8 protein-coding genes are annotated in these 16,137 nt (G+C 67.6%); 6 read left to right on the top strand and 2 right to left on the bottom strand.

What is annotated here, in order from left to right:
* Positions 1 to 290 precede the first annotated feature (290 nt).
* The 6 genes from ACFWFZ_RS10485 (at position 291) to ACFWFZ_RS10460 (ending at position 12,888) form a co-directional block, all read left to right on the top strand.
* A complete protein-coding gene (locus ACFWFZ_RS10485; protein WP_387119536.1) occupies positions 291 to 2,441 on the top strand; it encodes a hypothetical protein in 2,151 nt (716 codons plus the stop codon).
* Between the two features lie 17 nt (positions 2,442 to 2,458).
* Positions 2,459 to 4,084 carry a type I restriction-modification system subunit M gene (locus tag ACFWFZ_RS10480; protein ID WP_387119533.1) on the top strand — a complete coding sequence of 542 codons (1,626 nt, stop codon included), beginning with the start codon at positions 2,459 to 2,461 and terminating at the stop codon, positions 4,082 to 4,084.
* A complete protein-coding gene (locus ACFWFZ_RS10475; RefSeq protein WP_387119530.1) occupies positions 4,077 to 5,312 on the top strand; it encodes a restriction endonuclease subunit S in 1,236 nt (411 codons plus the stop codon). Before ACFWFZ_RS10480 ends, ACFWFZ_RS10475 begins: the two co-directional genes overlap by 8 nt.
* A complete protein-coding gene (locus ACFWFZ_RS10470; RefSeq protein ID WP_387119527.1) occupies positions 5,309 to 8,575 on the top strand; it encodes a type I restriction endonuclease subunit R in 3,267 nt (1,088 codons plus the stop codon). The genes ACFWFZ_RS10475 and ACFWFZ_RS10470 overlap by 4 nt, the downstream gene beginning before the upstream one ends.
* A gap of 168 nt (positions 8,576 to 8,743) precedes the next feature.
* Entirely contained in the window at positions 8,744 to 9,196 is a 453-nt protein-coding gene (locus ACFWFZ_RS10465) for a hypothetical protein (protein WP_387119524.1), read from the top strand.
* 134 nt (positions 9,197 to 9,330) lie between these two features.
* On the top strand, positions 9,331 to 12,888 hold the full coding sequence (locus ACFWFZ_RS10460) for a helicase-related protein (RefSeq protein ID WP_387119521.1): 3,558 nt from the start codon (positions 9,331 to 9,333) through the stop codon (positions 12,886 to 12,888).
* Positions 12,889 to 12,933: 45 nt separating this feature from the next.
* On the opposite strand, the gene ACFWFZ_RS10455 is transcribed toward ACFWFZ_RS10460, so the two are convergent.
* Together ACFWFZ_RS10455 and ACFWFZ_RS10450 are read right to left on the bottom strand one after the other, a co-directional pair.
* Positions 12,934 to 14,577: an Hsp70 family protein gene (locus ACFWFZ_RS10455; RefSeq protein WP_387119518.1), complete on the bottom strand. Its 1,644-nt coding sequence runs from the start codon at positions 14,575 to 14,577 to the stop codon at positions 12,934 to 12,936.
* 92 nt (positions 14,578 to 14,669) lie between these two features.
* Positions 14,670 to 15,986, bottom strand: coding sequence for a hypothetical protein (locus ACFWFZ_RS10450; protein ID WP_387119515.1), 1,317 nt, complete (start codon positions 15,984 to 15,986; stop codon positions 14,670 to 14,672).
* Between the last annotated feature and the right edge of the window lie 151 nt (positions 15,987 to 16,137).

The raw sequence follows: 16,137 nt of genomic DNA, 5'->3' as shown, positions 1-16,137 counted from the left end.
GGGCCGGGCTGCATGGGTGATGTGCCGGTCATGACGGAGCTCCCTGGCTTCCCGGGATCGCGTGGTCGTCACGCGATCGGCCTGTTAATGAGGGGAACCTGCCACTCACACGGAGGATGTGGCTCCGTCATTTTGATAAGAGGGGTTATCAGGCAGCCGATGGATCATTCCTTGATCGGCGGTAGGCTTTCTGTCGTTCGTCGCCGACGGCTCCCGGAGCCGTCACGGCGGACGCGATTCCGCGGAGCTCCGTGGACGTCCGCGAAAGCCCACGGCACGGAGGAGGACCGATGAGCAGCCCGACGCCTGTCGGCGACTCCCCCATCCTGCCGGGCCCGCTCTCCTGGCGTATCGGTTACGCCGAGATCGCCGCCCTGGCCCAGGTAAAGCGGCCCGTCCCCACCACCTGGAGCCGGCGCCACTCCGACTTCCCCGCACCGGTGACCCGCGAGAGCGGCAGCCCGCTCTTCGATGCCCGGGAGGTCGTCGACTGGCTGATCCGGACCGGCCGCGGCAACGCCGAGCCCCGCCGCCTGCGGGCCGAGGCGGCCCTGCACACCCTCTCTGCCTGGCGGTCCTCCGGCCTCTCCGCCCCCGTTCTGGTGGGTGCACTGACGGCCTTGATCTGCCTGCGCCAGCAGTACGACGCTCCCGTCAGCGAGCACGCCTGGGGCGACCTCCTCGATCAGGCCGCCGACCTCGACGCTGAGGACACCTTCCTCCTCTCCGAGCTGCGGGCCGTCCCCGACCCGGACCACCTGGGCCCGGCCCTGGGGGCGCTCGCCGACGAGCTGACCGAGGCCGCCTACACCCCCGCCGAAGCCTTCGGCTGGGTTCTGGATGCCCGCCGTCGCCTCGGCTCCCACGACCTCGCCGCCGACGAACCCACCCCTGTGGTGGCCCGCGCCCTCGCGGCCCTGGCCGGCGTCGACACCCTGACCGACGAGGCCGTCCTCGCCACCCCGTATGCCCGCAGCGGCGACCTGCTCGCCGCCCTGCACACGACGGCGCCAGAGGACTCCGGCCACACCTACCTCGCGGCGGAACCCGACTCGGCGCTCGCCCGCCTCGTCCGGCGCCGGATGCTTGTCCGGGGCGTCTTCGAGTTCTTGCTCGACGTCACCGAGGGCGAGGAGCTGGCCACGGATGACTGGGGCGACCCCGACGTACTGGTCTGCGTCCTCCCGTACGAGGCGAGCGAGACCCGCAGCGCCCGCCGGACCCTGGAGCGGATCCAGGACCTCACCGACTACCTCGGCGACAGCTCGACGGCGGTCGTCCTCGGCCCGGCCGACGCGCTCGTCCGCTCGCTGCCCCGGCACAGCGACGCGGACCGGCTGCGCCGCTCCTTCCTGGGCGAGGGCCTTCTCAAGGCGGCGATCAGCCTGCCCGACGGAGCGTTCGCCTACCGCCCCGGCTACCGCACCGCTGTCTGGATCCTCGCCCGCACCCCCGAGGACGAGCGCGCGGGCCGTGTCCTCCTCGCCGACTACTCCGCCCAGCCGCTCACCGAGCCGGTCCTCGACGTGCTCGCCGAGGACATCGCAATCTGGCGAGCCTCCGCATGGCGTGGGGACCGCCGCCACGAGTTCCGCCATGCGGTCGTCGTGCCGGCGAAGGATCTCGACGACCGGCCGGGCTCTGCCTTCACACCCCAGCACCGCTCACCCGAATCCCGGTACACCAGAGCCGTCGTAGAACGCCCCGCCCGCATCGCCGACGTGGAGCGGCACCTCGCCGAACTCGAGGAGCGGGCGACGCGCCGGGCCGGCATCGACGGCCCTCTGAAGACCGGGGCCGTACTCCGCCCCGAAGACCAGCCGGTCCGTCGCACGACCGTCCGCCGTCTCCTCAAGGACCGCCGCCTGCGCCGCCGCCCCGGCCACCGCATCGCCCCCGAGCACCTCGCGGCCGACGGGCACTACGCGGTGATCGGGCCGGCGGAGATCCTCGGCGCCTCGCGGTTCGGCAGCCGCCGCATCGACCGGGGCCTGGTGCTCACGGCGTACGAGCACGTCCAGTTCACCGAGCCGGGCGACCTCGTCGTCACCACCAGCCCGCGCTTCGGCGTCCACGTCGACACCGAGGGCCTGTCGGTCGTCATCGCTCCCGCCCGCATCCTGCGCGTCCACCCCGACGCCGACCCCCCGGTGCGGCCCCGGGTCCTGGCGGCACTGCTGCGGGCTTCCGCCTACGACCACGGCCGCACCAGCGGGGCCGTACGCGCGTCGCGCGGCATCGAAGACCTGAGCGTCCCGGACCTGGGGCGCGAGGAGCTGGAACGGTACGAGGCCGTGCTCGCCGAGATCGAGCGCCGGGCGGAGCTGCTGCGACAACAGTCCGAGGCGCTCGACGACCTGGCCCGCATCACGGCCGCCGGCATGGCCGACGGCACCTTGACCATCCAGAACCTGCCCGAACTTCCCGGAACCGACGACTGAAGGAGACGGCCCACCTCATGCCCCCGCGCAAGAAGAAGCCCACCGAGCAGGAGGAGCTGTTCAGCGCCTCCACGCCCAAGGAGATCCAGGCGATCCTGTGGAAGGCCGCCGACAAGCTGCGCGGCTCCATGGACGCCGCGCAGTACAAGGAATTCGTCCTCGGCCTGATCTTTCTGAAGTACGTCTCCGACGCCTTCGAGGAGCGCCGCAACGAACTCGCCAAGGAGCTCGCCGAGGACGGAATCTCCGAGGATCAGATCGGCGACTTCTTGGAGGACCGCGACGAGTACACCGGCGCCCACGTCTTCTGGGTCCCGGAAACCGCCCGCTGGTCCTGGATCGCAGCCAACGCCAAGAGCCAGGGCGTCGGTGAACTCCTCGACGGGGCGATGGACGCAGTCATGCGGGAGAACGCCGCCCTGACCGGTGTCCTCCCGAAGATCTTCAACCGCGACAACGTCGACCAGAAGCGCTTGGCCGAACTCGTCGGCCTCATCAGCGACGCCCGCTTCGGCGGGACCGAGGACAAGCCGGCGCAGGACGTCCTGGGCGAGGTGTACGAGTACTTCCTCGGCAACTTCGCGCGGGCGGAGGGTAAGCGGGGTGGCGAGTTCTACACCCCGCAGTCGGTCGTCCGGCTGATCGTGGAAATCCTGGAGCCGTACAACGGGCGCGTGTACGACCCGGCGTGCGGCTCGGGCGGCATGTTCGTCCAGGCGAGCAAGTTCATCCAGGCGCACCGGGGCCGTGGGCACAAGGCCGACATCGCGGTCTACGGCCAGGAGCTCAACGAGCGCACTTGGCGCCTCGCGAAGATGAACCTCGCGATCCACGGCATCGACGGCAACCTGGCCGCCCGCTGGGGCGACACCTTCGCCGACGACAAGCACCCGGACCTCAAGGCCGACTTCGTGATGGCCAATCCGCCCTTCAACATCAAGGACTGGGCGCGGGACGAGAGCGACGCCCGCTGGAAGTACGGCGTCCCCCCGAAGAACAACGCCAACTACGCGTGGCTCCAGCACATGGTGTCGAAGCTGGGCGAGCGTGGCACGGCCGGCATCGTCCTGGCCAACGGCTCTATGAGCTCCCAGTCGAGTGGCGAAGGCGAAATCCGCCAGGCGATGGTGGAGGCGGACCTAGTGGCCTGCATGGTCGCCCTGCCGTCCCAGCTCTTCCGTACGACCCAAATCCCGGCGTGCCTGTGGTTCCTGGCCAAGGACAAGTCACCGCAGGGCGCGAAGGGCCTGGCCGACCGGCGCGGGGAAATCCTGTTCATCGATGCCCGGAGCATTGGCGAGATGGCGGACCGCACGGAGCGTGTGTTCGCGGACGCCGACCTGGCGAAGATCGCCGGCACGTACCACGCGTGGCGGGGGACGGCCTCGGCACAGGACGAGAGCCTGACGTACGAGGATAAGCCCGGATACTGCTTCTCGGCGGACCTGAAGACGGTCAGGGAGCACAGGTACGTCCTGACGCCTGGTCGCTACGTGGGGGCCGTCGAGACGGAGGAAGAAGACGTCGAAGCGGTGGCGGCGCGGATCACCTCTCTAACCGAGGAACTGTTTGAACTGTTCGAAAAGTCCGCAGAGTTGGAGAAGACGGTGCGGAAGCAGCTGGGGAGGGTGACCCATGGCTGATTGGGAGAAGGTCCGTTTCGACCAGCTGGCCTCACCGGAGCGTTGGGCGTTCTCCATCGGCCCGTTCGGATCGAAGGTGACTACCAGCGACTACCGCGAGGCCGGAGTGCCATTCATTCGCGGAGTGAATCTGGCGCAGGGAATCTTCTTCGACGACGGCTTCGTCTACATCGCGGACGAGAAAGCCGAGGAAATCGAGTCTGCGCTCGTAAAGCCCGGGGATATCATTTTTACTCGCAAGGGGACGGTCGGCCAGGTCTCGATGATCCCGCGTAATTCACGCTATGAGAAGTATGCAATCTCGGGCAGCCAGGTGAAGGCCCGTATCGACGAGCGCCACGCCGTACCCGAGTTCTATTACTACTGGTTCAGGTCCTCCGCCGGCCAGCACAGCATCCTTGAGCATGCCGTCACAACCGGGGTTCCCAGCCTCGCCAACTCCCTTCAGAGCATCCGCGGACTCATGGTGCCGAAGCCGTCCCGCGCGGAGCAGTCGGCGGTAGCGGAGGTCCTGGGCGCGGTGGACGACAAGATCGCCGTCAACGAGCGCATCGCCACCACGTATGAGCGCCTGCTTCAGTACAGGTTCACGGAACTGGGACTGTCCGACGAGCCTGATGGCGAGGAGGCCATCGCCGTCACTGACCTCGTCGAGTTCAACCCGAAGCTGTCCAGGCCTCAAGCCGATGAGCCCGTGTATGTGGACATGGCCGCGTTGCAGACCGACCGGGCCGGCATTCCCGTCTGGACTCGGCGCGCTCCGAAGTCCGGCCCGCGATTCATGAACGGCGACACGCTTCTGGCGCGTATCACCCCGTGTCTGGAGAACGGGAAGACCGGATACGTCGACTTCATGGAGGACGGCGAAGTGGGTCTCGGATCCACCGAGTTCATCGTGATGCGCTCCCTCCCCGGAGTCCCTGCTGAACTAAGCTACTTCCTGGCGCGTGACGGAAGATTCCGCGAGCATGCGATTCGCGCCATGGTCGGCACATCCGGGCGTCAGAGAGTCAGCGCAGCGGACGCGGCAAACTTCATCGTGAATCGTCCCGACACCGATGAGCTGGCCTCGTTCGGTCGGCACGCGAAAGCGGCCTTCACCCACCTGAAGTCCCTGCAAGACGAGAACCGCACCTTCACTACCCTCCGCGACACCCTTCTCCCCCAGCTCATGTCCGGCCGGCTCCGCGTCAAGGACGCCGAGAAGATTGTCGAGGACCACGTATGACGTACCCCTCTGGCGGCGACGACAGAGAGAACCACCGCCCCTACGAGGCTGACTGGGAGCAGCTCGCCCGTGAAGAGATGGCCGAGCTCGCCTGGGAGCCCGCCTCCGGCAACGAGTTCGCGGTCGGCTCCGGGCACCGCAAGTCCTGGGACGACCTCATCCTGTACCCGGACCTCCGCGACGCGGTCGAGCGGCTCAACCCGGACCTTCCACTGAACGCCGTCCGGGACGCCGTCGGCATCGCGGCGACCCCGTCCTCCCAGGACACGTACGAGGAGAACCGCACCGCCCACGGCTACCTGACCGCCGGCATCCGGTCCGTCACGTACACCGACGCCTTCGGGGCCGAGCATAACCCCACCATCCGGCTCGTTGACCTCGACAACCCGGACGCGAACGTGTACCGCGTCCTCAACCAGGTCACCGTCATCGACGGCGAGAAGCGCCGCCGTTTCGACGTCGTGCTGTACGTCAACGGGCTGCCGCTCGCCGTCCTGGAGTTGAAGCGCGCCGGCGACGAGGACGCGACGCTCCAGGACGCGCACACCCAGGTCACCCGCTACGTCGAGGAGTTCCCGACCGCGTTCCGGTACAACACGGTCGTCCTCGTCTCGGACGGCATCACCGCCAAGTACGGCACGCCGTTCACGCCGTACGAGCACTTCGCGCCGTGGAACACAGACGAGCTCGGAGAGCGCGTCGACCTGTTCTCCGCCGAGGGCATATGGGACTCGGGCCAGAACTTGGCCCTGCACGGGCTGTTCACCCAGGACCGGTTCCTCACCCTCGTCAAGTCCTTCATCAACTTCGTCCCGTCGAAGAGGATGAAGCGGATCGCGAAGCCGCACCAGTTCTACGCCGTGACCCGCGCCGCCGAGGCCGTACGCGTGGCCGCCGCAAGCGACGGCAAAGCCGGCGTCGTCTGGCACACGCAGGGCTCGGGCAAGTCCGAGGAGATGGTCCTCACCACCACCATGGTGATGAAGGACCCGGCCCTCCTGAACCCGACCGTCGTCGTCATCACGGACCGCACGGACCTCGACGACCAGCTGTACTCGACGTTCCTGGAGAGCGAGATCCTCCCGGAGGCGCCGAAGCAGGTCCTCACCCGGGCCGAGCTCCGCGAGGAACTCGCGGCCAAGCGGGTCGGCGGCATCCTCTTCACGACGCTGCAGAAGTTCGGGCGGACGAAGGAGGAGAAGGAGTCCGGCGCGGACCACCCGCTCCTCTCTGACCGCCGGAACATCATCGTCGTCGTCGACGAGGCGCACCGCAGCCACTACGACAACCTCGACGGCTACGCCCGCCACCTGCGGGACGCGCTCCCGCACGCCACGCTCCTCGCCTTCACCGGTACGCCGATCTCCGAGGCCGACCGCAACACGCGCGAGGTGTTCGGCGACTACATCGACGTGTACGACCTCAAGCGAGCCGCCGACGACGGGGCGACGGTCAAGGTCTTCCACGAGAGCCGGGTCATCCAGCTCATGATGGACCGGGACGTCGACCCGACAGAGATCGACGAGAAGGCCGACCACATCACCGAGGGGCTCGACGACGTCGAGCGCCGGCGCGTCGAGCAGGCCGTCGCCACGATGAACGCGATGTACGGTGCGCCCGCCCGCATCCGTGAGCTCGCCGCCGACCTTGTCCAGCACTGGGAGACGCGCCGGGCGGCGATGCAGCCGTTCGTCGGCGTCTCCGAGACGGGCGGGGCGACCGGCAAGGCGATGATCGTGTGCGCGACCCGCGAGATCTGCGTCCGCGTGTACGACGCTCTGCGCGACCTGCGGCCCGGGTGGCACAGCGACGAGTTCGACAAGGGCGCGATGAAGATCGTGTTTTCGTCGAACACGCGCAGGGACGAGCCCCCGCTGCTCGCCCATGCCCTGAGCGACAGCCGCCGCAAGGCCGTCATCAACCGGGCCAAGGACCCTGAGGACGAGCTGCAGCTCCTCATCGTCAACAACATGCTGCTGACCGGCTTCGACGCGCCGCCTGTCCACACCATGTACCTGGACCGGCCGCTCAAGGGCGCCGGCCTGATGCAGGCCTTGGCCCGCGTCAACCGCCGCTTCCGGGGTAAGGAGGACGGCCTGCTCGTCGGATACGCGCCGCTCACCGAGAACCTCCAGCGGGCGATCGCCGAGTACACGGACGCCGACCAGCAGGACCGTACGCTCGGGCAGGATCTCGACCGGGCGTTGGACGAGCTGCGCAACGAGTACGACATCCTCAACGACATCCTGCGCGGCCTCGACTGGCGGGCCCGGCTGGAGATCCCCTCCAAGACGGCGTTCATCGACGCCGCGCTCCGGGCTGCGAACCACCTCCTTGACCCGGCCACCCCGGGCAACAACCCCGAGAAGCTCGACGACCCCCGGCAGACGCTCGGCCGACGCTACCGCGAGCACTCCCACCGCCTGGAGCGCTTCTACGCGCTCTGCGGTAGCTCCACCGACATCGGCGAACGCTTCCCGGACCATCCGGCTTGGCGCCGGGACATCCAGTTCTTCGTCGAGGTCCGCGCCTACATGGCGAAGATCGACGCGATGAACCGCGAGGCCCGCGGCCTCCCCGTCGCCCGCGACGTCGAGCTGTACCTGGCGCAGCTGACGTCCTCGGTCGTGGAGACCGGCGGGGTGACCGACCTGCTCGCCGAGGCAGGTCTGGAGACCGCCGACCTGACGCACCTCAACGACGCGCTCGTCGCGAAGCTGCAGAGCAGCGAGACCCCGCACCTGGCGGCAGAGGCCCTGCGGCGGCTCATCGAGCGCAAGATGCGCGAGGTTACCCGGCACAACATCGTCCGGCGCACGACCTTTTCCGAGCGGCTGCAGGACCTCATGGTCCGGTACATGCGGCAGCAGTGCACGAGCGCGGAGCTCATCGCCAAGCTCGTGGAGATGGCCAAGGAGGTCATGGAGGACGCCCGCCGCGGCGAGAAGTTCGAGCCGCCGCTGGACTGGCGCGAGCTCGCCTTCTACGACGCGGTCGCCGACCACGGGACGGCCCGCTCCGTCATGGGCGACGAGATCCTCGCCGGCATCGCCCGCGAGCTGGTCGCGGAGGTCCGCAGCAAGCTCAAGCCGGACTGGATCGCCCGCGAGCCGGTCCGCGCCCGACTCCGCAGCGCCATCAAGCGCCTCCTGGCCCGCCGGAACTACCCGCCGGACGAGGCCCCGGAGGCCATCGACCTGGTCCTGAAGCAGATGGAGCACTTCGCCAACGAATGGTCAACGAACGGCGCTGGGGAGAGCTGACCCAAGAAGTGACCCTGCGGGGCGGTGCGAGTCAGAAGAACCGTCTCGCACCCGCCCGCACCACGCCAGCGGGGAACTGCCCCCAATCTCTTGCGACTTCGTGGACGAACTCCTATGGTGAGCGTCCACATGGATTCGTCCACGAAGTCACAATCGGGGGAGTTCGCCATGGAGCACGCGACCATGCGAGCGGCGGTCGTCGCCGCGCTCATCGACGCAGAGGCGCTGCGCGACAAGCTGAACGGACTGCTTGCCGATATCGACGGGACAGAGACCGCGATCGACCTCGGTCGCCAAGGTCTGTGGACCAAGGCCCAGGTCTCGCTGCTGTGGAGCAGGGTGAAGCATCTCCCCGGCGTCCGAGCCCTGTTCGAGGTCACTGCCGAGCGCCCCGACGAGAAGATCACCTTCACGGAGGTCCTTCAGCGCTCCGGACTTCCGGAACGTCAGCAGAGCAACGAACACGCGGCTCTCAGCCGAATCTCCGGCCAGCTGTTCAAGGAGAAGCGCTGGCCGATCGAGAACAGTCAGGGCGGCTCCGACAGCACGACGGGCAAGGCCGAAATGCTCTATTGGATGGACAGCCGCGTCGCCGCGTGGTGGCGGGACATCGCGAAGTAGCGGTTCTGGCTGGGGGCCTGCTCGGGGGCGGCGGCCCGCAGGACTCAGCGGCGGTCATCGCCCAGGCCTTCTGATCACCGTAGACAGGCACTGCCGAAAGCAGCGCTCGGTAGGGGTGGGAAATGAACAGACCTGTGTCGTCGGACAGCGCGTCCGATGGGGCATCGGGTGGGGTACCGGCCGATGACGACATGGCGATACTCCAGTACCGGCCATGGGCAGAGTCGAGCCTTTACAAGGAGGCCCTGAGTCAGACGATCGAGGTCTTCTACGACACGTCGGAAGCTGCTGACCGGCTTGGCCTGCCGCACATGCGCAAGGTTTCGGAGGCCGCCTTCCGGCAGGGCCAGGACCTGCCTGCGGGGCTGTACCTGTTCGAGTCACGGCGGTCTGGCGGCCGTACCGCGGCCCTTGCCCTGTACGACGGCAGCGCACCGGTGCCTACTCAACGCAAGCGGCTGCGCGACGTCGAGGACAGTCACCTGCTGCATCGCGCCCTTCTGCTGTACCGCGCGTGCCGGACTCAGCTCGAGATGCCCAAGCCCGAGGTGTCGTCGGTCGAGCCCATTCACGCCGTCGGTGACGTCGTGCGGGTCACGGGCCGGGGCAGCGCCTACACCGTCGTCCGTGCGCGCGCAGTGGGTGGGAAAGTCGTCCAGTACACCCTGCGGGGTGTCGACGGGCGATCGATCAAGGTCTTCGAGGAAGACCTCGAAGCCGTCGCCGCAGTGTGTGACGACCCCGAACAGTGGATACTCGGATCACCTGCCTCGGCGGCTGAAACCGCGCTGACGCTGACCCTGGCCAAGCTCAGCACTCCGCTCACGGACACCGTGTACTCCTTCCAGTCGAGCCGCACTGTGTTCCGCCCCTACCAGTTCCGCCCCGTTCTCAAGCTGATGAACTCGGATCGTCAGCGGCTTCTGATCGCGGACGAGGTCGGTCTCGGAAAGACCATCGAGGCAGGGCTGATCTGGAACGAGCTGGAGCAGCGCACCCATCTGACGAGGCGAGCCGCACGGCGCGCCGGCACACACTTCCGAGGACTGGTCATCTGTCCGGCCGCGCTCGTCCAGAAGTGGCAGGACGAGATGGAACAGCGCTTCGACCGACGGCTGCGCCTCCTCGACAACAACGGCATGGAGGAGCTCCTCAAGACGCTGCGCCGAGGCGACGACGAGGAGCCCTTCGCCGGGGTGATCTCCTTGGAGCGCCTTCGCAGGGTGGGGCAATTGGACGAGCTCATCGAGCTCCAACCGCGCTTCGACCTGGTGATCGTCGACGAGGCCCACTACGTGCGCAATGCGCAGACCAGCAGTCATGCGGCGGTCAGCAGAATGGCCGACTGGGCAGACGCCCTTATCTTCCTATCCGCGACCCCGCTGAACCTCGGAAACCAGGATCTCTACAACCTGGTCCACCTGCTCGATCCGGGCTCCTTCCCCGATCCCCGCGTCTTCGAAGCGCAGCTGGAGCCGAATCGACACCTCAACACCGTTGCGGCCCGACTGGCCGGTGGGATCGGCTCCACCCCTGGCGGCGCGAGCGGTCTGCTGCCTACGCTGGACCGCGTGTCGGGATCCACTTTCGGCAGATTGGTTGCGAAGCGACCGGAGTTCACGCGTCTGCGCCAGATCCTGACGACTTCGACACCCCTCTCGGCGCACCAGCTCTCCGAGACCAGGCGGAACATTGCGGAGCTGAATGCCCTGGCGGGCATCGTCAGCCGCACGCGCAAGGCTGACACGCCCGACGCCAAGGCCGTACGCGTGCCCGAGGACGTGAGGGTCACCTGGACCGCAGCGGAGCGTGACTTCTACGATCAACTCCACGACTGGTGCCTACGACGTGCCGCCCGCAGCGGGACGGCGTCCGCGTTCGCCGCGCAGATGTGGCTCCGGCAGGCCGCGAGCTGTATCCCCGCCATGCAGCAGAGGCTGAGAGAGCGATTCTCCGGGACGCCCGCCGGTCCAGGCACACGCGAGGCTCCCACGAACCGCCCCGGATTCCTTGATGAGGAGGCGGCTCTCTTTGACGACGCTGAGGCCGAGGTCGCGCCCGAGGCGGTCAAGCAGGCTGCCGATCAGGACGGCGAGGAGCTCGCCGTCCTGCCGGGGCTGCTGCGACCGCTGGCCCAGGACACCAAGTTCGAGGCGTTCGTCGGCATGCTACGTGAGGCCCAGGCCAAGGGGCTGCGCCAGGCCATGGTGTTCTCCTTCTTCAAACGCACTCTGGAGTACCTGAAGGAGCGGCTCGGTAACGAATTCCGGGTGCGGGTGATGCACGGCGGGGTACCACCGCAGGAACGTACTGCCATCATGGCTGACTTCCGCGCGGGGAAGTTCGACCTTCTCCTGGTGAGCGAGGTCGGAAGCGAGGGCCTCGACTTCGAGTTCTGCAATGTGCTGGTCAACTATGACCTGCCGTGGAACCCCATGCGCGTCGAGCAGCGCATCGGCCGGCTCGATCGGTTCGGGCAGAAGCACGAAAAGATCTTCATCTTCAACATGCAGGTGCCCGGCACCATCGAGACGGACATCTTCCAGCGCCTCTATCAGCGCATCGGCGTCTTTCAGGACTCCATCGGTGAGCTGGAGCCGATTCTCCACGGCCAGCTACGCGAACTCCACCGCGTGGTGCTGAACCCCCATCTGACCCAGAAGGAGCGCCAGCGCCAGATCGACCGCATCGATGTCGCCCGCGTCGACCGGGACAAGGACATCGCGTCGCTCGAGAAGGCCCGGGAGTACCTCACGGGCCTGGACGACCTGCTCGTGGAGGGCTTCGACCAACACACCCCCGGGCGGGGCCGATACCTGGGACCGCGGGAGATCCGCGGGCTCCTCGACGCGTTCCTCCACCAGAGCGGCGTCGGCCGGATGGTTCCGGTCCCGTCCGCCGACGACCTGATGGACATCACTGGCAGCGGCCTACTGCGCCAGATCATGTACGAAGCTCAGGACGCCGGGGTCTTCTCCCTCTCCCGGGGCAGCGATCTAATGGCGAGTCTCGCGGATCGTCGTCGGTCGCTGCGCGCCTGCTTCACCGCCCAGACCTCCACGGAGACCGGTGCCCCCCTGCTCAGCGTGAGGCATCCGCTGGTGCGCACCGCCCACTGGTGGTTCGCCGAACGAACCGAGTCCACCAGTCGTTACGGACGGGTGAGGGTGCCCGGTCTCCCGCCGGGGTCCCGATACCTGGTCGAAGTCAGACTGGCGCAGGTGGACGGTGCCCGGCCTCGGCGTGAGCTTTGGACCACGGCCGTCGACACCGCGACCCTCCAGGAGGTGCCAGGGGTGGGCACCGCGCTCCTGACTTGTCTCGCCGATGGCGGACTCGGAGGGGCGACGGAGCCGCTTCCTGCACGGTTCTCGAAGCTTCTCCCGGACGTACTCGACACTGTGCAGGATCTGGCGGCAGAGAGGGAGTTCTCTGCCAAACAGACCTACCAGGCGGAGAACGCGGCCCTCGCGGCAGGTCGGCGTGCGACTGTGGAGGACACCTACCGTCACAAGATCGAGCAGGCCCGCCGGCTCGCGCAGGAGGTGGACAGTACCTCCATCCGCCGTCTCCACGCCGCCCGGGTGGGACTCCTGGAAGGTCAGCGAGACGCCCGTCTCGCTCAGATGGACCGCGACTCCCGATTCAGCCTGTCCACCGAGACGGTTGCCCTTGTGGTGGTCGAAGGCTGAGCCGGGAGGCGGGGAGCGAGCGTGGCAGCGGACTCCACCTCACGCCTACTGGTGAGGGTGCGAGTACATATCGGTGAACTTGACGGCCCGTTGATCCGGGAGCACGTTGTGCACGGTACTCAGGCTCACGGAATCACGCTGTCCGGCTCGCAGAATCGGCCACCGCTCCACCCGGAAGCGCGATTCCCGGTAGGCGCAGTCCTTGACGTAGATCTCTCCGGAGACCTTCAGCGTGAACGTGAAGTTGGCGAACCGTCGGAGACTGATCGGAAGATGAGGTGTCGGAATGCCATCCACGACGAAGTCGAGGGCCTTGCCGTCGACTGAGACGGCGCGGAGCGCGGCGGTGGTGTCTCCTGTAAGCCCAGGTACCTGGCTGTCGTACCGGTGGGCTAGGTCGCTCTCCCTCCGGAAGACCTGGTCGGCGGAGTAGAGCGGCTTGAACGCCGGATACAGGAGCTCACGATACGTCCTGCCGTCCCTGCCTTGCCATTCGAGCACCAGATCGAACCCTGGTCTTGGGAGATTGAGCCGGTGATACCGATCGGAGCGCACCACGAGCCCCGTCGCCACCGACTCCTCCGGAGTTTCCAGTGACTGGTCGTACTCCACCTGAGCCTGCGGGAAGAAGCGCAAGAACTCCTCACGGACCAGGGGGATCTGGGACATCCCGCCGGCCAGGAGTACGTAGTCGACGTCTCCGGCAAGCTCCTCCAATGGCATCCGGGCGAGAGCGGTCAGATCTGGCGCATTCTGACGACGCAGCCGCGCCTCGCACAGGGCGGCTCGCACGAACTCCAGAGCCCGGTTCAGCTGCGGACGGAAGGCGTTCTCCAGACGCTGCCGCGTGTACTCCAGCATGGGGAAGGAGGTGAAACCACCACCGATCGGTACGCCTTGCCTATCGAAACGGATATCGGAAAGCAGGACCTTGAGACGGCGGGCCGCCAGCAGCAGCAGTGCTCGTACGGTCCGAGGGTCCGGCAGGCGATCGACGCGCATGCCGAGTGCCTCCAGATCTCGCTCCAGGTCAGCCGCGATCCGTCGGTCCAGCGCGTCGCCGGCCTCCGGAACGCCGCGTGCCGAGAGGACCGTCAACTCCGGTTCCAGATCGTCCAGGTCCTCAGTCACGGACATCAGGGCGATGTCCAGCGTCCCCCCGCCGTAGTCGAAGACCAGAACGGTGCCTTCGGGCGGACGGCCGTCGCGCTCGTGGCACCCCTCCGACCAGGCCAGACCTGCCGCGATCGGTTCGTCGACGATGTCGGCGACCGTCACGGGGATGCCCGCCTCCGTGGCCAGCCGGGCCAGCCGCCTCCGGCGAGGCCCGTCCCAGATCGCGGGACAGGCCAGGCGGAACTCCGCGTCGTCGGTGTGGGCCTCGTTGGCCTTGGCCAGTAGGAGCACATGCCGGAGCAGGGAAGCGACCAGCCGGTCCGGGGTGAACTCCCACGTGCCGAGCGACAGGGGTCCGTGCATGTCGTCGGTGATGTACTGCTTGACGGACCGCACGGCGGCGGCACCACCGATCGCCTCTGCGGGCTCTCCAAAGACAAGCTCTCCCCTGGTCGTGGCGGCGACCACGCTGGGGATCCAGGAGGTACTGATTCCGATCGGCACGGTCTCGGCGAAGCCGTACGCCAGCCTCTGTGTCACCAGTGTGGTGGCCGTACCGAAATCTATGCCCACCAGGGGCCTTCCCTCACCCACGCATGTTCCCCTCCCCGCGGAGGCCCCCAGGAGACGGCGCCCCTCCGCCAATATCGAGAATTTGCTTATGCCTACTGCTCGGCGGCTCGAACCGACGCCGGCACCAGGACGACCTCCTGTGACGTTCCGGGCTGCCACGCGAACCCTGACCGCTCCACGACGACCCGCGCGGCGGATCCGGTCGTGGTGAGCCGATGGCGCACAGGATCGAAGCCTGTCTCCTCGCCGACGACGCCGATATCCGCGACATTCGCCGCCGCAGCCTGGGTCAGGACCCGGCGGTACAAAGCATCGGCAGCAGCGGATCCGCTCATGTCCGCCGCGTGAACCACGTGGTCCGCGACCTCGGCCAACACGGCTGCGAGCACCCGCAGCCCGTCCATCCGAGCCTGCCGCAACTGGGACTGGGAGACGGCTCTTCCCGCCTGACGTACTTGGCGCAGCTCCTCTTCCCTCCGCTGCACCTTGTCGGCGAGGGCCTCAGCTCGCCGATTGGCCTCCTCCAGCGTCGAGGACACGTCCGCGAACTGCTGCCTCTGAATGCCGGCCTGCTCGTCGGACCGGTTGCACTCGGCCTGCAGATCGGAGACGCGGAGACGCAACCGGTCCCGTTCCGCCCGGAGCTCTTCTGCGGCGGCTTCCTGCCGCCTCAGTGCGGCTTCATACTGATCACGCTCGTCAGACGATAGGCCCAAGCTAGCCTCGGACAGCTCATGGATATCCGTGTGATGGCCCTCGGCCTCCTCCGCCGGGCCGCCCGGAAGTACCCAGGCCTGAGAGGGTTGTTCGTCCAGAAGGCCGACGGCGCACTCCGTCCCGCCCGGTTCCGCCGCAAGCGAGGACATCGGGCTTTCCGGAGCGCTGCCCGAGCAGGGCTCTGTCTTCACCGCTGCCTCGACGTCATCGTGCTCAGCCGTGGCAACCGCGATAGACGGCATGTGCTCCTGAGGCAGGCGATCCGCCGGGAGCAGTTTCCACTGCGCTCCTCCCCTCACCTTGGTGACACGAGGATCCGTGTCCAGCTCTTTGCGCACATTGCCCCACCAAGTGTTGTCGTATCCCCCCGCAAGCTCGAACTCACCAATCCACCGGCGCAGGTCACCGAAGGACGCGGTACCGCCACGCTCTCCGAGGAGGGTCACCAGGACGGAGACCGGAGATTCGGCGAACTCCCGTTGAAGGGCCTCGGCGTCTCGTAGCGAGCGATGCCGTAGGGAGCCGGCAGGCGCCACCTCGATGTCGGAGGGGGCAGGGAGCGGAATCTCTGTTCGCTGACCGTCTGACCACTCCACGACCACGCGTGCGTCTCCTACGAGGCATACGATTCCGATGCCAGCTTCATCCGTACCGTCGTTCGGTCGGCTTATGACCAGGTCTCCGCTCTTCACGGCGGGCACACTACAGGTCCCTCCTCATCTGCCTGCCGCACATCCGGGAGTGGGCCGACGGCTCGGGGGCCCAGAGGTGCAGCCTCCAGCGGCCTGCTTTAGGGGAGGCGGTAGCCAGGCGCCTTTGGGTCGCGCTTCAGAGGGTTGCCGG

The organism is Streptomyces sp. NPDC060232 (genome assembly GCF_042726555.1).
Classification (GTDB): Bacteria; Actinomycetota; Actinomycetes; order Streptomycetales; family Streptomycetaceae; genus Streptomyces.
This window is presented reverse-complemented; position numbering and strand designations above follow the sequence as displayed.